The sequence below is a fragment of the Streptomyces sp. adm13(2018) genome (assembly GCF_008042145.1).
Taxonomy (GTDB): Bacteria; Actinomycetota; Actinomycetes; order Streptomycetales; family Streptomycetaceae; genus Streptomyces.
In genome coordinates this window covers 1-17,128 of record NZ_RDBH01000091.1, presented here as the reverse complement: position 1 = coordinate 17,128, position 17,128 = coordinate 1, and the positions used below count along the sequence as shown (strand labels likewise).

Sequence of the window (17,128 nt, the reverse complement as noted above, 5' to 3'; positions counted from 1 at the left end):
GAGATCGTCTTCGACGCCACCTCGGCCGGCGCGCACCGCCGCCACGACGAGGTACTGCGCGCGCTGGGGGGCTGGTTCGCGGTCATCGGGAGACCACCTTCGTGAGGGGCCGCGCGCCGGCCATGCGCTCGGCGATGCGCAGGGCGGCGGACGTCATGATGTCGAGGTTTCCGGCGTAGGCGGGGAGGTAGTGGGCGGCGCCTTCGACCTCCAGGAAGACGGAGACCTTGGCGGCGTCGGTGGAGCGGGTGCCGGCCGGGAGCAGCGAGCGCAGGGGGTCGTCGTCGGCGACGCGGTCGAACTGGACCTTCTGCTTGAGGCGGTATCCGGGCACGTACGCCTGGACGCGGGCGACCATCTCCTCCACCGAGGCGGTCACCGCGGCGTCGTCGCAGTCGCCGACGAGGCAGTACACGGTGTCTCGCATGATCAGCGGCGGTTCGGCCGGGTTGAGGACGATGATCGCCTTGCCCCGGGCGGCGCCGCCCACCTTCTCGATGGCCGACGAGGTCGTCTCGGTGAACTCGTCGATGTTGGCCCGGGTGCCGGGGCCGGCCGAGCGGGACGAGATCGAGGCGACGATCTCGCCGTAGTGGACGGGGGTCACGGCCGCGACGGCGGCCACGATCGGAATGGTCGCCTGGCCGCCGCAGGTGACCATGTTGACGTTCGGTGCGTCGAGGTGGTCATCGCCGTTGACCGGCGGGACGACGTACGGGCCGAGCGCGGCAGGCGTCAGGTCCACGACCCTGCGTCCCAGCGCGCGCAGTACCTCGTCGTGGCGGCGGTGCGCGCCGGCCGAGGTGGCGTCGAAGACGATCTCGACGTCCGCGAACTCGTCCAGCTTCACCAGGCCGTCGACGCCCTCGTGGGTGGTGGCGACCTTCAGACGGCGGGCGCGGGCCAGGCCGTCGGAGCCGGGGTCGATCCCGACCATGGCGGCGATCTCCAGGGAGTCGGAGAGACGCAGGATCTTGATCATCAGGTCGGTGCCGATGTTGCCCGATCCGATGACGGCGACCTTGGTGCTCATGCTGCGGCTCCTTCCGTGGTGGTGGACGCGAACGTGGCCGTGACCGTGCCGACGGTCTCCAGCGCGCGCGGCGCCCTCACGGTCGCCCCGGGCGGGGGCTGGTGGGTCGTCGGTGCGGAGCGGACATGCGGGTACCTCCGGGCGGGAGTGGCGGCGGTGGCGGAGAGGTGGCGTCGTCCGGAGGGTGGCCGGGCGGCCTTCCGTCGATCCACGACAGGTATAGGCGTACGGTCCGAGCGGCGGCAAAATGCGTTCCATGACACGGAACAGCGCGCAGGGGAACATGCTCGACAAGGCGGCTGCCGTCCTGGACTGCTTCCGCCCGGACGGCGGTACGTTCCGTCTCACGGACATCACCGCCCGCGCGGGACTGACCAAGACGACCGCGTTCCGCCTCTGCGCCGACCTGGTGCGCCTCGGTCTGCTCGAACGCACCGGAGAGGCGTACCGGCTCGGCGGCAAGCTCTTCGAGCTGGGGTCTCTGGTGCCACGCCGTCTCGACCTGCGGGAGGCGGCGCTGCCGTACCTCCAGGACCTCTTCGAGGCGACCCACGAGACCGTGCACCTCGGCATCCGGGAGGGGCACGAGGTGGTCTACGTCGAGCGGATCCACGGCCACCAGACGCTGACGCTGCCGTCACGCATCGGGGGGCGCCTTCCCCTGACCTGCACGGGGGTCGGCAAGGCCCTGCTGGCGTTCTCCGGCTCCGAGCTGGCGGACGAGGTGCTGGCCGGACCACTGCCCCGCCTCACCCCGCACTCGGTCACCGATCCGGCACGGCTGCGCACCGCTCTGGAGCAGATCCAGGTCTCCGGTCTCGCGTACGAGGAGCAGGAGGCCGCACTCGGCGTCAGCTGCATCGCCTCGCCCGTCTTCGACGGGGTGACGGTGGTGGCCGCCCTGTCCGTCGCCGTGCCGCGTGGCCGGTTCCATCCGGCCCAGCTGGCGCCTGCCGTGCGGACGGCCGCTCTGGGACTCTCCCGCGTGCTGCGCTCGGGCGGCGGGTCGGTGGGCGGGGCGTCTTCCTGATCTGGTACCGCGGGGTGCCTCGTCGTGGGCGGTTGGCCGGCCGCTACCGGGTGGCTGGCCGCGGGTCAGGGGCCACCAGACACCGGGCGACCAGCGCGGCGGCTGTCAGTTCTCACGCACTCGACGCGGAGCACGGCCGGCGCGGGCCTGGCCGGGGCACTCGACGGCCGGCGCGCCCGACCAGGCGGACGCGAGCGACAGCGTGGAAGCGGATGGTCGCTTCCGCGGCGTACCGACGCCGTGCCAGCGCGTCCCCGGTGAACTGGAACAGGGCTTCACGGCGTCGACGGAGGACGGCTACGGGCGACGAATTCGACATGGCGAAGATCGCCGAGGGCACCATCCCCCACGGCAATAGGGGGCGGGCGGGCCCGTGCTGAATCCGGATGCCCGTTCCCTTCCTCGCGGCTATGCGGCTTGGCCGGCTCCTGGCCACGCTCGGCTATGCCGTACTCCCCAGGGTCGGCCGAGGAGAAACCTGATACCGATCGAGGAGGCAAGGCTCTAGCGTGTGCCCCGTGCACCAGCCGCGAAGGCGCAATCGGCACCTGGCTCACCGCGTGTCGACGCATCCGACGCGGTGCCAGGCGTTCCGAATCCCTGCGGCGGGCATCGATGTGGTCCTGGTCGGCTACTTCTCCGCGAAACAGAAGAACTTCGGGACACTGATGACAGCCGCCGCCTCAGAATTGGCGGCACGCGGTGTCCGGGTTGTCGCGCACATGATTCAGAGACGAGGCGTCTCGGACGGCGGGGCCAGGAAGATGAGTCTGCCCTATTCCTCAAGAACCCTGCTCTCCTACGGCAAAGTCCGCGAGGTAGCTGCGACGGGTCAGGAGACCAACGCCACCGCAGTCGTCTTCACGACCACACTGACCACCCGCCGGCGACGCACGCTGACCACCATGTTGGGCCGCCCCGCGATCAGCCTCTCCGACATCCTCGCTACCGCCCGGCGCAGCAGGACGGCCAGGAGGTCCATGATTCCGCCGCCTCCGATGCGGTTGAAGGTGATGTTGTCCGGGCCGGAGAAGAACACACCCGCCTCCTCCCCGTCCGCCGTACGGATCTGCAGGAAGTTCGACCGGGGGTCCCGTGCCACCCCGTACGGGTCGAGGACCTCGTACGCAGCGCTCATGTCCATCTGCGTCAGTTCGCCGTTCTCGAACCGGCACCCGAAGATGTCGAAGCTCATGGCCCTTTTCTATCCTCAGGTCGAGGCACGGTGAAGAAGGACTACTGCCCATCTCCGTCTGGGCAGTTCAGGTGCAGAGTGAGGTTGGTCATGGCTCTGCGGCAGTGTGGCGAATGCCTGCCGGTGCCTGGCCACCGAACAGGGGCACGCGGCCTCCTCGGCACCACCCTGGCGCCGCGGAACTCCGTCTCGTCCTCAGTTCTCGTGGCCGGCGCGGAGCCAGGCGATGTAGTCGGCCGCCGCGCGGTCGGTGTCGTACTCGGGGTGGTAGCCGGTGTCCGTCGTGAGGCGGCTGATGTCGAGGACCAGGTGGGGTGCTGCGCCGCCTCCCGCGTCGAGGTCCACCCGCGCGTCGGGGACCGCCTTCTTGAGGGCGCGGCTGATCTGGGCGTTGGTGGTGGCGCGGCCGGAGCCGACGTTGTAGGTGCGGTGGTTCAGGGTGTCGGCGAGTTGGAGGAGGGCGATCGCCCGTCCCGTGTCCTTCACGTAGGTGAGGTCGAGCCCGTCCTCTGCGTATGCCGGGTGAAGGAGGTGCCCGAGGTCTGCCGCGGTGCCGTGGGCGGCGGCTCGCACCAGGGCGGGGGCGGCGAAGAAGGGGTCCAGGTGCCCGAGCGGGCCCCAGGTGCCGGAGATGCGGTAGTTGACGATGTCGACGCCGGTGGTGTCGGCCAGGAAGCCGCCGAGCATCTCTCCGACCTTCTTGAAGGTCGGGATGGAGACGCCCGCGGTCATCGACAACGGGGCGTCCTCACGTAGCAGTCCGTCGTTCTCGGCGCCGAAGTACACGCCGATCGTGCTCGCGATGCCAAGGCGCCTCACGCCCCACTCCTGCGCCGCCTCGGCGATGTTCAGGAGCCCGTCGAGGGCCTTGCGGGTCGCCTCGATCGGCGCGTCGGGGACGGGCGGCCAGGGGTAGGAGCCGGCCAGGTGGACGATGCCGGTGATGTCGTGGCGTCGACCGACGGCCAGGAGGGCCTCGCGGTCGGTGATGTCCGCCTGCTCGACCTGTACCGGCTCTCCTTCCAGCACGGGAGGGAGCGCGCGGGCGCGGCGCTGCACCACGACGCACTCCTCACCCAGGTCGAGCAGGGCGCGCACGGCATGGGATCCGATGAAGCCGAGGCCTCCGGTGACGAGGATCATCAAGTGTCCTTAGACGTATGGGGGTTGAGCGATGACGGAGGGGGGCTCCAGCGCCCGCGGTGGAGTGTCGATCACTTGCTCTTCAGCCCACCCAGCGGGGTGGGCTCTTCCTCCAGTGCGGCGACTGCCGCCTTCCAGGCGGCCTCGTCGCCCAGCAGCGCCTTCCGCAGGAACGCCGTCGTGAGGTGCTGGATCAGGGCGACGCGCGCCGGGTTCTCGTCCGTGGTCTCGGCGATCTCACGCCCGGCGACGCCGCCGAGGGAATGCTCCGCACCGAACAGCGTGAGCAGGCTCTTGTCGGCGGGGCTGTGGGCGTACGGGTCGGTGAACCAGTCCGGTCCGCGGGTGGACAGCTGGGACTGGTCCCGGTCGCCCGCGACGATGAGGGCCGGTGCGGTCATCGTGGCGAACGACGGCTTCATGAAGGGGAAGTGCTCGGCGGCGAAGGGGGTCAGATCGTCACCCAGGCCGGTCAGCGCCAGCAGCACCCCTGCCGTGACCCGGGGGTCGGACATGTCCTCGCCGGGCGCGCCGTCGGCGTTCAGGACGCGGGCTCCGAGCAGGGTGCTGACGGTCTGCGCTCCCCAGGAATGCCCTGCGACGCCGACACGGCTCGGGTCGACCCGCCCGGCGAGGCCGGGGACGGACGCCTCCAGGAGGTCGAGGTGGTCCAGTACGGACGTGATGTCCTCGATGCGATGGCGCCAGATCCGCGGGGTCCGTGGGTCCTGGGCCGGGATGCCGAGCGTCCGGGAGTCCAGGTGGGTCGGCTGGACGACCACGAAACCGTGCGCGGCCCAGTGGTCGGCCAGCGGGGCGTAACCGTCCATCGACCAGCCGAAGCCGTGCGAGAGGACCACGACGGGCCGGTCTCTGCCCGCGGCGGGCGCGGACACACGTACCTGGAGGTCTGTTCCCCGGTCGTCAGGGGCGGGGAGGGCGATCGGTTTCACGGAGACCACTGCGGCGGGTCCCTGCACGGGGTTCCGGGCGGCGGTCGGGGTGGCCGAGGTGTTCGAGTGGGACATGGGAGACCCTTCCGGTCGGAGTTCCCGCTCGTCGGCGCCCCTGCATCAGACGAAAGAGGGGCCGAAGCCGGGCATGGCGGGAGCGGGCGGCGCTTGAGGGATGCCGCGTCTGTACGAAGGCGCGCGGACGTCACGAGCTGGCAGTCGGTCCGCCGGTCTGGCATCATCAGACGAAACGGAACCTTGTTCCACTTACGATACGGAACACCGTTCCGTTTCGCAAGCACCGTCACGAGCAAGACGGTCATCCGTCATCCGCCATGAGAAGGAGTGCCGCGGTGAACGAGAGCAGTCCGCGCCAGGCGGCTTCGGCCGCCTCCAAGCGCAAGGACGCCCGCCGCAATCAGCAGACACTGCTGGACGCGGCCGCCGCGGTCTTCGTCACCTCGGGTGTGGACGCGCCGGTGCGCGAGATCGCCGCCGAGGCCGGTGTCGGACTCGGCACGTTCTACCGCCACTTCCCCAGCCGCGCCGATCTCGTCATCGCCGTCTACCGTCACCAGGTCGACACCTGCGCCGAAGCCGGACCCGCCCTGCTGGCGGCCGGCCCGACGCCGTTCGCCGCGCTCGAAGGCTGGGTCGACCTCTTCGTCGACTTCCTGGTCACGAAGCACGGCCTGGCGGCGGCCATGCAGGCCGACAGCGCCGGCTTCGAGGCTCTGCACGCCTACTTCCTGGAGCGCCTGCTGCCGGTGTGCACCGATCTCCTCCGAGCCGCGGCCGCCGCCGGTGAGACGCGCTCCGACCTCGACGCCTACCACCTCATGCGTGGCATCGGAAACCTCTGCATCGGCACCGACACCGACCCCCGCTACGACCCACGGCGTCTGGTCGCACTCCTGCTCGCAGGCCTGCGGCAATCCCCCTGACCTCTGTCGCTCGCACCAACGGCCAACCCACGGCCGGACGCGTGCGAGCGGGCCGGTCGGGGGTCTCCGCGCAGGAGGCCCCAGGAGGTGGGTCGCCGGATCAGCGGGCGATCGAGACGGCGAAGGGCACGAATCCGCCGGAGCGGATCACGTGGGGCACGAACAGGATCGCGGCCTCCGTCGCGCGGGCGGTCCCGATCCCGCCCAGGTCGGTGATCCACTCGTCGTGCCAGCCGAGGTCGGTGAGGAGTTCGCGAACCGTCTCCTTGGCCCGGGGGCTGTCGCCGGACAGGAACACCGTGGGCGGTTGGGCGAGCATGGCCGGAGCGGTCATCACCGGGAAGAGCATGGTGTTGAGCGTCTTCACCACCTGTGTCTCGGGCAGTGCTTCCTGGAGTCGCTCCGCGAGGCTGGAGCCCGGGTGGAGGAGGTCGGCGGGCAGGCCGTCGGGCCCGTCGGTGGTGGCATTGGCCACGTCGACGAGGAGGGTGCCGCGCAGTTCGTCACGCAGGGCGGCGAGGCGTTCCAGGGATCCGGCGCCCGGGGTGGCGTTGATGACGATCCGGGCGCTTCGGGCAGCCTCGGCTGCGGCGCCCGGAGTGCTGTCCGCGACGGTCACCTCGTGCCCCGCACGGGTGAGGGCGGCGGCCAGGTTGCCGCCCACGCGGCCGTTTCCGAGTACTGCGATCGTGGTCATGAGGGTTGGTCCCCTTGTCGTGTGTTCGGGCGGGATGGTGGGCGGTCAGCGTGCGAGGGTGCTGACGGCCTGGGCGTGGACGCCGGGCGCGGCAGCCAGGAACCCGGCGCTCTGCGGGGTCCAGGGGCGACCCTCGGCGTCGGAGATCCGTCCGCCGGCCTCGGTGACGAGGAGCGCGCCGGGCAGCAGGTCCGCGCGGGCTCCGGCGTACTGCCAGAAGGCGTCGAGCCGACCGGCGGCCYCGTCCAGCAGGTGCAGGGTCGCGGGCACGGAGACGCGGACGACGAGCGCGTCGAGGAGCATCGCGGTGATCGAGGAGCCGACGCGCCTCACGACGCCCTCGTCCTCGTCGGGCCGGGCCTGGCTGGTGGCCACGATGCTCAGGCCGAGGTCCGCGGTCCGGGAGACGTGCAGCCTGCGGCCGTCGACGTGGGCGCCGGCGCCGGCGAGCGCGGTGTAGGTCTCGCCGGTCAACGGCAGATGGACCACGGTGAGCACCGGCCGGTTGTCGCGTACGAGGGTGGCGGTCACCGCCCAATCGGGCAGCGCGTGCAAGTGGTTGACGTTGCCCTCGGCCGGATCCACGACCCACCACTCGCCGGACGGCAGGGCGCCGCCGTCCAGCTCGTCCTCCACCCAGCCGGCGCCGGGGCGCAGGCTGGTCAGGCGCGGGCGCAGGATGCGCAGGGCCGTGCCGTCGTTGGCGGCGAGTGCGCCCATCAGCTCTTCGCGGGTCCGGTACGGGACCACCTCGCCGAACCGCTCGCGCAGCGCCGCACCCGCCTCGCGCACGGCGGCCGCGGTCTCGGCGAGCAGGCCGGCGTCGGATACGGAGACGGCAACAGGGACAGGGGCGGCAACGGGTGTGGGGATCAGGGCGGGGACGGAGTCAGACCCGGAGACCGTGACATCGGTGGTCCGGAGGGTTTCGGACATGGGTGTACTCCCTTATGAGCAGCGGTTGTTGAAGAGGGCTTCGGGCCAGGCCGGATGTTCGTCCTGCGCCGTGATGACGACGCTACGCACCCGCACCATTAGCATCAAGTGCATGTCAAACACGTATGGGATTACCGCGATGCAACTGGACCTGAACCTGCTCACCGCACTCGACGCGCTGCTGGAGGAAGGCAGCGTGGCCGGGGCTGCCGCCCGTCTGCACGTCACCGCCCCCGCGATGAGCCGGAGCCTGGGCCGCATCCGGCGCACCACCGGCGACCAGATCCTGGTGCGCACCGGCCGCACCATGACCCCCACGCCCTACGCCATCGCCGTCCGCGAACAGGTCCACGAACTGCTCCAGCGGGTCCAGGGCGTCCTCGCCCCGAGCCGTGAACTCGACCCGGCGACGCTGGAGCGCACCTTCACCCTCCGCTGGCACGACGCGCTGGTCGCCCTCCACGGCCCCGCGCTTCTCGCCGCCGCACGCGCACAGGCCCCGGGCGTGCGGCTGCGTTTCGTCCCGGAGTCGCGCACCGACACCCCTGAGCTACGGCGCGGCGAGGTCGACCTGGAGGCGAACGCCAACCGCCCCAGTGCACCGGACCTCCGTACCGAGCAGGTGGGCGAGACCCGCCTCGTCGCCGTCGTCCGGCAGGGACACCCCCTGACCCGGCACCGGGCCGTCACCGCACAGCAGTACGCCGCCGCCGAACACGTCTCCGTCTCGCGGCGCGGAAACCTCAGCAATGCCATCGACGACGCCCTCGCCGGGCTCGGCCTGTCGCGCCGGGTGGTGGCGGCCGTCCCCACGGAGGCGGCCGCGCTGGAGTTCGCCCGCGGCACCGACCTCGTGATCAGCGTCCCCGAGATCACCACCCGTACCGCAGCCGCCGGCCTCGGTCTGGCCGTACTCCCCCTGCCGCTCGAACTCCCGCAGGCACCGGTGTACTTGTCATGGCACCAGCGCCACGACACCGACCCCACTCACACCTGGCTGCGTGAACTCGCCCGCACCGCGCTGACCACGCACGCAACGTCGAAGTCGGCTTGAGACGCAGACGTCCGCGAACCGCTCCCAGGGGGCGCGAGGAGGCGTGGGGGGCGTACTCAGATCGAAGATCAATTCGAGTGCGCCCCGGCGGGTGATGGGTCCTGGTTCAAGATCTTCTGGTTGTTAGCGTCCTTGCCATGACGCACCCCCTGCCGTCCGGCCTGCCGGACCGCCTCATCCTGCCCGGACCCCGTCAGGTCGGGGAATCGTTTCGTCCGGTGCTCCTGGACGTATCCCTGCCCGCCGACGCGGCGGCCCTGGCCGAGCTGCGGGAGTCGAACCGCCTCCGCGAGCTCCACGACCGGATCGAGGATCAGGTCGAGGAACTCCTGGGCTGCCTGGCACCCCACGATCCCTTCGGCGGCCGCTCACGTTCCCGCGCCGTCGCCGACGTCCTCGGCGCCCGCCCCGACCGCTACGGCAGGTGGGCCTGGTACCCGTGGTCCGGGCGCCTGGTCCACGTTCTGCCGGAACCCGAGTTCCGGCTGGTGCGAACCGACCGCAACAGGGACAAGATCACGCGCGAGCAGCAGCAGGGTCTGCTGCGGCGGCGGATCGGCGTCGTCGGGCTGTCGGTCGGCAGCAGCGCCGCACTGACCTGCGCGATGGAGGGTGTCGGCGGGGCCTTCCGGCTGGCGGACTTCGACCGGCTCGGCCTGTCGAACCTCAACCGGCTGCGCGCCGGGGTCCACGACATCGGCGTGGAGAAGAGCGTGCTGTGCGCGCGCCGCATGTACGAACTCGATCCCTACCTCGACATCGAGATCTTCCGCCGTGGCATCACCGAGGACACCATCGAGGACTTCTTCGGAGACGGTCCGGACGGGCAGGGGCTGGACCTCCTCATCGAGGAGTGCGACACCCCCTGGGTGAAGGTCGCCGCCCGCGAGCGGGCGCGTGAACGGCGGATCCCCGTCCTGATGGACACCAACGACCGGGGTGTCCTGGACGTCGAGCGGTTCGACCTCGAACCGGGACGTCCGCTCTTCCACGGCCGTACCGGGGCCGTCACCGCCGCCGACGTACGGGATCTGGACCGCGATGCGGCCCTGCGCCTCCTCCTCGACATCGTCGACGAGGACATGCTCAGTACCGCGATGGCCGACGCCCTCACGCGCGTCGGCCACACGCTCTCCAGCTGGCCGCAGCTCGCCAGCGGGGTCATGCTCGGTGCCGCCCTCGTCACCGACGCCGCCCGCCGCATCCTGCTCGGCGGACCGTTCCCCTCGGGCCGCCACTGCCTCGACCTCCAGGACCTCGTCGCCGCCGCGCCCGTCCCCCACGGAGCAGGTCGGTGAACCAGGTCCCCGAACTCCACGGCGAGCACCTGTGGTTGCGGGAGCTGCACGCCGACGACCACGGCCCGTTCGCCCGGATCCTCACCCACCGCGTCCTCACGCGCTACCTGGGCGTCGAGCGGATGGATCCCGCGCAGGCCCACGCCGCCTTCGCCCAGAACCTGGCCCAGCCCCACGCCCACCCGCGCCGCAAGTACACCCTCGCGGTCTGCGCCCCCGGCGACGACACCCTCCTGGGCACCATGGGACTCCTCGTCGAGGACTACGGCAGCAACGCGATGCTCACCAGCCTGGTCCTGCTGCCCGGCGCTCCCGTACGCGGCCATGGGCACGAAGCCGGCCGGCTGCTGATGGCCTACGGTTTCGGCCACCTGGGACTGCACCGCATCTGGGCCGGTCACCGCAGCGACCACCATCACATGCCGAGGCTGATGCACGCCGCGGGTCTGCGTCCGGAAGCCACGTTGCGCGAGCTGTTCCGCACCCAGGGCTGCTGGCACGACGTCACCACGTACGCCGCTGTCGCTCCCGAGTGGAAACGCCAGGCCGGCGTCAGGGAACTGGCCATCCTCGACGGCGGCCCCCGGCTCGACCGGGTCTGATCCCCGGGGCACTGTTCCGCGACAGCTGAGGTGTATCTGTCACAGCTGACGCGTCTCCGCTGAGGCGTATCCGTCACAGCCGATGCATGGGCGTGGCGAGGGCGGGCAACCGGGCCTGGACCGTGCTGTGCGTCAACTCGACGCCTCTCGATGGGGGTTGTGCCGTGAGGAAGTTGCTGCCTGGTTCGATGCGAGACGCGGCTGTCGTCGCCGCGGCGGGTGCCCTGCTGGTCACCGGGGTCGCGTCGCCGGCCTCGGCCGTGGCGCCGCCCCCTTCGTCGGCGGCCGCCATGTACTCGGACGCGACGTTCGGCTACCGAGCCACTCCGGGCTACGACAGCTTCGTGCCGACCGCCACGGCCAGGCCACCGTTCAAGAAGCTGTGGTCGCGTGACTTCGGCTCGGTGGTGTCCGCACCCGTGGCGGTCGGAGGCCGGGTGTTCGCGGTCGTCAACGCCGACCCGGCAGACCCGGGAGATGCGGGTGGTCCCCGGATGGAGCTGGTGGGGCTCGACGCGGCCACGGGCAAGGCTCTGTGGCCGCAGAGGTTCCTGACCCGCCTACCCGGCGCGACCGTGACCTTCGGCGGCGGGCTCCTCTACACCCAGACGCTCGACGGTCAGGTGCGCGCCTGGGATCCGGCCAGTGGGACCCTGAAGTGGACCGTCGACCTCGGCAACGGCTACTGCCAGTACCCGCCCACCTGGTACCGCGGTGTCCTCTACACGCAGGACGGGCGCGGCAGGGCGGTGGCCCTGACCGGCGAGAACGGCCGGAGGCTGTGGGAGGTCCCGCTGGTGGAGAACGGCTGGGCCCCCGTCGTCGTCGACGAGGTGGGGGTCTGGATCGGGTTCGACAACCTCGCCTACCAGCTTCTGGACCGGGCCACCGGCAAGGAGCTGCGCCGGTTCGACGTTCCCGACATGTCCGGAGGTGGCAAGAACCCCGTCGCGCTGGGAGCCGGGGCGCTGTGGCTGCGCAACGATCTCGGCGACGACTCCGACGCCGTGGCCTACGACCGGCGGACGGGAGACGTCCTGCGCCGCCTGCCCGCCGACGCCACGCCCGCCTTCGGCGCGAATCGCGTGTACATCGCCAACCGTGGGGTCGTGCGGGCCCTCGACACCACGGCCGGATACGCGACACGGTGGACGTACACCAGCCCCCGGCAGGCGGCCACCGTCCGTCTGGTCGCCGGCGGCCACGTCTACATCCAGGACGGCACCGGAGAACTCGTCGTCCTCGACGAGAAGACCGGAACCAAGGCGTGGTCCTACCGCCTCAGCGCCGAGCCGCACCCGATGGCGAACGTCGTCGCCGAGACGGACTGGCAAGGCTGGACGGTCCCCGGCATCGCGACGGCCCAGGGCCGGCTGTTCGCCCCTGCCCAGGACGGCACGCTGATCGCCTTCGGCCACGCCTGAGCACCGCGCCGACCGGGAAGCAGCAGACCGTCGTCGTCGCCCGGTCGATCGAGCCCGGGTCGGATGCGCCCTCCGCCGCGGGAGGGCGCATCCGGCCGAGGCGGCGTCACAGTCCGCCGAGACCAGGCCCCTCGTTGAACCATGAAGGAAGCTCCCTGGCGGGAGGCCGAGCCCGCGCCGGACGGGGAAGTACTCGTCCAGGACGGGTGCAGCGCCGTCAGGGTCAGCTGGGAACGCAGCCGGTCGTCCAGGGCGAGGCCCGGCACGAGGGCGGGCCCGGGTGCTGTGGGGAGTTACCTGTTTCCCCCGTCGGCCTTCTGGAAGGTCAGGAGGAGGTCCGCCGCGACGCTCACGGCGATCGTCGCGGGTTCCTTCCCGGTGATGTCGGGGAGGCCGATCGGTGTCTTGATCCGGTCGATCGCGGCGTCGTCGTGCCCGCCCTCCTTCGCCAGGCGCTGCCGGAAGCGGGCCCACTTGGCCGCGGAGCCGATCAGGCCGATCGAGCCGAGGCCGGGCGTCCGCAGCGCCGCGTCGCACAGGGCGGCGTCCTCGGCGTGGTCGTGCGTCGCGATCAGCACGTGCGTGCCGGGGTCGAGTTCCCCGAGGACCTCCTCGGGCAGCAGCGGGGTGTGGTGGATGTGCACCTGTGCCACTGCGTCGTCGAGGACGGCGAGGCGTTCCGCGACGAGCATGTCCGGGCGGCTGTCGATCAGGTGCAGGTCCAGGTCGTGCCGGGCCAGGATGCGGGCGAGCTCCAGGCCGACGTGGCCGACGCCGAAGACCGCGACCGCCGGCCGTACGGGCAGCGGTTCCAGGAGGACGGTGACCGCGCCGCCGCAGCACTGGACCCCGTGCCGGCCGGTGACCTTGTCGTTGAGGGCGAAGTCCATCAGTTCCGGCTCCGCCCACGGCGTGTCGATCAGCTCGCGGGCGCGGTCGATGGCGACGGCCTCGATGTTGCCGCCACCGATGGAGCCCCAGGTCCCGGTCCGGCCGACGACGAGCTTGGCGCCGGCCTTGCGGGGGGCGTGGCCGCGCACGGTCGCGACGGTCACGAGGACACCGGCCTCCCGGCGCCCCCGCAACCGCGCGACCGCGGCGATCCAGTTCATGTCAGGCATGGCTCAGGGGGTTCGCTTCCGGAGCGCCCTCGGGTTCCGACGCCGCCCCGGCGCCCGGAACGGACTCCGGCGGGACCGGTACGGACTCCGAGGCGTCCGGTGCCGCCTGCGCCACGCCCGGCACGGACTCCGGCGAGCCCGGTACGGACTCCGAACCGTCCCGTACGGCCTCCGAACCGTCCCGTACGGCCTCCGAACCGTCCCGTACGGCCTCCGGTCGGCCCGGTGCTGCCTCCGCTCCCGGTGCTCCGACGGCCCCGGGCGCCTTCGCCGTTCCCGTATCCCCCGGCGCTTCGATGACGCGTACGCCACCCTGCCCGTCGCCGGTCTGCCCGCCCTCACGGGCCGACTCGACGGCCCAGTAGACGGCCTCCGGGGTCGCCGGGCTGGCGAGGTGGACGCTGATTCCGGCCGGGCCGAACGCCGCGGCAGCCTGACGCAGCGCCTCGCGGACCGAGAAGGCGAGCATGAGCGGGGGCTCGCCCACGGCCTTGGAGCCGTACACGGCGCCTTCCTCGGTGGCGTTCTCCAGCAGCCTGACGTGGAACTCCTCCGGCATCTCCGAGAAGCTCGGCAGCTTGTACGTGCTCGCCGCCTGGGTCAGCAGCCGGCCGCGGTGCGGGCCGTCGCCGGTGTCCCAGCGGAGGTCCTCCAGCGTCAGCCAGCCCGCGCCCTGCACGAAGCCGCCCTCGATCTGCCCGATGTCGATCATCGGGGAGAGGCTCTCGCCGACGTCGTGGACGATGTCCACGCGCCGGATGCGGTACGCGCCGGTGAAGCCGTCGACCTCGACCTCGGTCGCGGCGGCGCCGTGGGCGAAGTACTTGAACGGGGAGCCGCGGAAGGAGGCGGCGTCCCAGTGCAGGCCCTCGGTCCGGTAGTAGCCCGCCGCCGACAGCTGCACGCGCTGGAAGTAGGCGGTGCGCACCAGGTCGTCCCAGGCGAGTTCCTCCTCGCCGCCCAGGGCACGTGCGACGCCGTCGACGAGGCGTACGTCGGAGGCGTGGACGCCGAGCCGGGTGGCCGCCACGCCCAGCAGGCGCCCGCGGAGCTGCTCGCAGGCGTTCTTGATCGCCCCGCCGTTGAGGTCGGTGCCGGCGCTGGCCGCGGTCGCCGAGGTGTTGGGCACCTTGTCGGTGCGCGTCGGCGCCAGCCGGACCTTGTGCAGGGGAATGCCCAGGGTGGTCGCGGCCACCTGGAGCATCTTGGTGTGCAGGCCCTGGCCCATCTCGGTGCCGCCGTGGTTGATCAGGACGGAGCCGTCCTTGTAGATCAGCACGAGCGCGCCGCCCTGGTTGAAGGCGGTGAGGTTGAACGAGATGCCGAACTTGATGCCGGTGACCGCGAGAGCCCGCTTGGTGTGCGGGTGCGTGGCGTTGAAGGCGTCGATCGCGCGCCTGCGGTCGTCGAAGCGGGCGTCGTCCTGGACCTGCCGCCAGACCGCGGTGATCCGCTCGGCCTGGGTGACCGGCTGCCCGTACGGGGTCGTCTGCCCCTGGTCCGGCCGGTAGAAGTTGCGCTCCCGGAGCTCCGCCGGGTCGAGGCCGAGGAGCGGCGCGCAGCGGCCGAGGATGTCCTCGATCACCAGCATGCCCTGCGGGCCTCCGAAGCCGCGGAAGGCGGTGTTGGAGACGGTGTTGGTCCTGGCCACGCGGCCGGCGACGCGGGCGTGGGGGATCCAGTAGGTGTTGTCGATGTGGCACAGCGCGCGGGCCAGGACCGGTTCGGACAGGTCCAGGCTCCAGCCACCGTCCGCCACCAGGGTGGCGTCCAGGGCCTGGATGCGGCCCTCGGCGTCGAAGCCGATCTTCCAGGTGGCGTGGAACCCGTGGCGCTTGCCGGACATGGTGAGGTCCTGGGTCCGGTTGAGCCGGAAGCGGACGGGTCGGCCGGTCAGCTTGGCGCCGAGCGCGGCCACCGCCGCGAAGCCGTGCGGCTGCATCTCCTTGCCGCCGAAGCCGCCGCCCATGCGCAGGCACTGCACGGTGACCTCGTGGGCGGGGACGCCGAGCACGTGCGAGACGATCTCCTGTGTCTCCGAGGGGTGCTGGGTGCTGCTCTGGACGAAGACCTGCTCGTTCTCGTCGATCAGCGCGAGCGCCGCGTGGGTCTCCAGATAGAAGTGCTCCTGGCCGGCGAACTGGAACTCTCCGCCGAAGACGTGTGCGGAGTCCGCGAAGCCGGCGTCGATGTCGCCGGTCTCCATGAGGGGCCGGGCGCCGTGGTAGCTGTCGGCCTCGATCGCCTCCCGCAGGGTGATCAGGGCGGGCTTCTCTTCGAGTTCCACCTCGACGACCGCGGCGCCGAGCCGCGCCGCCTCCAGGGTCTCGCCGAGCACCCAGGCCACCGCGTGGCCGTGGAACATGACCTCGTCGGGGAAGAGCGGCTCGTCGTGCTTCATGCCGGCGTCGTTGACGCCGGGGACGTCGGCGCCGGTCAGGACGCGGACGACACCGGGGACGGCGAGCGCGGGCTCGGTCCGCAGCGCGGTGATCCGGCCGCGGGCCTTCATGACCTGGACGGGGTACGCGTGGAGCACGTCCTTGGTGCGGTGCACCAGGTCGTCGGTGTAGAGCGCCGTACCGGTGACGTGCTGGTGGGCGCTCTCGTGCGGCATCGAGACGCCGACCAGCGCCTGCTCGGGACGCTCGGAGAGATGACTCATGACGACACCGCCTCGGTGGTCTGGGCGTACAGCTTGGACAGGCTCCGGCCGAGCATGGCGGAGCGGTAGAGGGCGCTGGCCCGGTGGTCGTCCATCGGGGTCCCCTCGCCGCGCAGAACGCGGGCGGCGGCCTCGACGGTCTCCGGAGTCCAGGGCCTGCCCTCCAGGGCGGCCTCGGTCGCGAGGGCGCGGATCGGGGTGGCGGCGACGCCTCCGAGGCCGATCCGGGCCTTGCGGACGACGCCTTCCGCGGCATCGATGTCGAGCGCGAAGGCGACGGCGACGCTGGAGATGTCGTCGAAGCGACGCTTGGCGATCTTGTGGAAGCCCGTGACGGGCGCGAGGGGCAGCGGGACGCGCACCGCGCGGATCAACTCGTCGGGGCGGCGCACGCTTTGGCGATATCCGGTGAAGTACTCCGCCAGCGGGACCACGCGTTCGCCGTCGGCGTCGGCGAGGACCAGGGACGCCTCCAGCGCGAGCAGCACCGGCGGGCTGTCGCCGATCGGGGAGCCGGTCCCCAGGTTGCCGCCGAGGGTGGCGCCGTTACGGATGAGCCGGGAGGCGAACTGGGGGAAGAGCGCTGCCAGCAGGGGCACTTCGCCGTCCAGGCGGCGCTCGGTCTCGGTGAGGGTGAGTCCGGCCCCGAGTTCGATGTGGTCGGACGCCCGGCGCAGGGAGCGCAGTTCGGGCAGTCGGTCGATGGCGACGACGCAACGCTCGCGGCGGGAGCGGATGTTCACCTCCACGCCGAAGTCGGTGCTGCCGGCGACCGGTACGGCGTCGGGGCGTTCGCGCAGGAGGCGGAGCGCCTCGGCGAGGGTGGCCGGGCGCAGGAAGGTGCTGCCGTCCCGGGTGTAGCGGGTCGCGGCCGGCTCCGGRGGGGCCTGGTCGCGGCGGCGCGCCAGCGGATCCTCCGGGGCGGGCTCACCCACGGCGAACGCGGCGTCGCGGATGGGGCGGTAGCCGGTGCAACGACAGAGGTTGCCGCTGAGCGCGTGCAGGTCGAAGCCGTTGGGGCCGTGCTCGGGGT

General features: G+C 71.7%; 15 protein-coding genes. 6 read left to right on the top strand and 9 right to left on the bottom strand.

The genetic code is table 11. The annotated features are described in order from the left end of the window. Window positions 1–82: 82 nt before the first annotated feature. The gene (locus tag EAO70_RS08320; RefSeq protein WP_148002365.1) at window positions 83–1,033 is read right to left on the bottom strand and encodes an acetaldehyde dehydrogenase (acetylating); all 951 of its coding nucleotides are present in this window, start codon (window positions 1,031–1,033) and stop codon (window positions 83–85) included. Between the two features lie 283 nt (window positions 1,034–1,316). On the opposite strand from EAO70_RS08320, the gene EAO70_RS08315 reads away from it, so the two are divergent. After that, window positions 1,317–2,063: an IclR family transcriptional regulator gene (locus EAO70_RS08315; RefSeq protein WP_148002380.1), complete on the top strand. Its 747-nt coding sequence runs from the start codon at window positions 1,317–1,319 to the stop codon at window positions 2,061–2,063. An 832-nt stretch (window positions 2,064–2,895) separates the two neighbouring features. Here the strand turns inward: EAO70_RS08315 and EAO70_RS37745 are convergent. The 3 genes from EAO70_RS37745 to EAO70_RS08300 form a co-directional block, all read right to left on the bottom strand. Further along, on the bottom strand, window positions 2,896–3,258 hold the full coding sequence (locus EAO70_RS37745) for a hypothetical protein (RefSeq protein WP_187283794.1): 363 nt from the start codon (window positions 3,256–3,258) through the stop codon (window positions 2,896–2,898). Between the two features lie 195 nt (window positions 3,259–3,453). After that, window positions 3,454–4,401, bottom strand: coding sequence for an NAD-dependent epimerase/dehydratase family protein (locus EAO70_RS08305; protein ID WP_148002364.1), 948 nt, complete (start codon window positions 4,399–4,401; stop codon window positions 3,454–3,456). 71 nt (window positions 4,402–4,472) lie between these two features. After that, window positions 4,473–5,429 (bottom strand): alpha/beta hydrolase family protein, encoded by a 957-nt coding sequence (locus EAO70_RS08300; RefSeq protein ID WP_148002363.1) that lies wholly within the window; start codon window positions 5,427–5,429, stop codon window positions 4,473–4,475. 278 nt (window positions 5,430–5,707) lie between these two features. Between EAO70_RS08300 and EAO70_RS08295 the strand changes: the two genes are divergently transcribed. Then, window positions 5,708–6,298, top strand: coding sequence for a TetR/AcrR family transcriptional regulator (locus EAO70_RS08295; RefSeq protein WP_261992752.1), 591 nt, complete (start codon window positions 5,708–5,710; stop codon window positions 6,296–6,298). A 100-nt stretch (window positions 6,299–6,398) separates the two neighbouring features. Here the strand turns inward: EAO70_RS08295 and EAO70_RS08290 are convergent, their stop codons facing one another. Then, entirely contained in the window at window positions 6,399–6,995 is a 597-nt protein-coding gene (locus EAO70_RS08290) for an NADPH-dependent F420 reductase (RefSeq protein ID WP_148002361.1), read from the bottom strand. A 45-nt stretch (window positions 6,996–7,040) separates the two neighbouring features. Beyond that, window positions 7,041–7,931, bottom strand: a complete 891-nt coding sequence (locus EAO70_RS08285; protein WP_148002360.1) for an inositol monophosphatase family protein — start codon at window positions 7,929–7,931, stop codon at window positions 7,041–7,043. A 139-nt stretch (window positions 7,932–8,070) separates the two neighbouring features. On the opposite strand from EAO70_RS08285, the gene EAO70_RS08280 reads away from it, so the two are divergent. The 4 genes from EAO70_RS08280 to EAO70_RS08265 all read left to right on the top strand — a co-directional run bounded on the left by EAO70_RS08280 (window position 8,071) and on the right by EAO70_RS08265 (window position 12,309). Then, window positions 8,071–8,985 carry a LysR family transcriptional regulator gene (locus EAO70_RS08280; RefSeq protein WP_148002379.1) on the top strand — a complete coding sequence of 305 codons (915 nt, stop codon included), beginning with the start codon at window positions 8,071–8,073 and terminating at the stop codon, window positions 8,983–8,985. A 137-nt stretch (window positions 8,986–9,122) separates the two neighbouring features. Then, window positions 9,123–10,283, top strand: coding sequence for a ThiF family adenylyltransferase (locus EAO70_RS08275; RefSeq protein ID WP_187283793.1), 1,161 nt, complete (start codon window positions 9,123–9,125; stop codon window positions 10,281–10,283). Further along, window positions 10,280–10,885 carry a GNAT family N-acetyltransferase gene (locus EAO70_RS08270; RefSeq protein WP_148002359.1) on the top strand — a complete coding sequence of 202 codons (606 nt, stop codon included), beginning with the start codon at window positions 10,280–10,282 and terminating at the stop codon, window positions 10,883–10,885. The genes EAO70_RS08275 and EAO70_RS08270 overlap by 4 nt, the downstream gene beginning before the upstream one ends. 188 nt (window positions 10,886–11,073) lie before the next feature. Further along, window positions 11,074–12,309 carry a PQQ-binding-like beta-propeller repeat protein gene (locus EAO70_RS08265; protein ID WP_187283792.1) on the top strand — a complete coding sequence of 412 codons (1,236 nt, stop codon included), beginning with the start codon at window positions 11,074–11,076 and terminating at the stop codon, window positions 12,307–12,309. A gap of 293 nt (window positions 12,310–12,602) precedes the next feature. On the opposite strand, the gene xdhC is transcribed toward EAO70_RS08265, so the two are convergent. From xdhC to EAO70_RS08250, 3 genes are all read right to left on the bottom strand, one after another. After that, window positions 12,603–13,421 carry a xanthine dehydrogenase accessory protein XdhC gene (xdhC, locus tag EAO70_RS08260; RefSeq protein ID WP_148002377.1) on the bottom strand — a complete coding sequence of 273 codons (819 nt, stop codon included), beginning with the start codon at window positions 13,419–13,421 and terminating at the stop codon, window positions 12,603–12,605. Between the two features lies 1 nt (window position 13,422). After that, window positions 13,423–16,095 carry a xanthine dehydrogenase molybdopterin binding subunit gene (gene xdhB / locus EAO70_RS08255; RefSeq protein WP_261992751.1) on the bottom strand — a complete coding sequence of 891 codons (2,673 nt, stop codon included), beginning with the start codon at window positions 16,093–16,095 and terminating at the stop codon, window positions 13,423–13,425. Then, the coding region (locus EAO70_RS08250; protein ID WP_148002357.1) for an FAD binding domain-containing protein at window positions 16,092–17,128 on the bottom strand (1,037 nt) is incomplete at its 5' end. The genes EAO70_RS08250 and xdhB, both read right to left, overlap by 4 nt.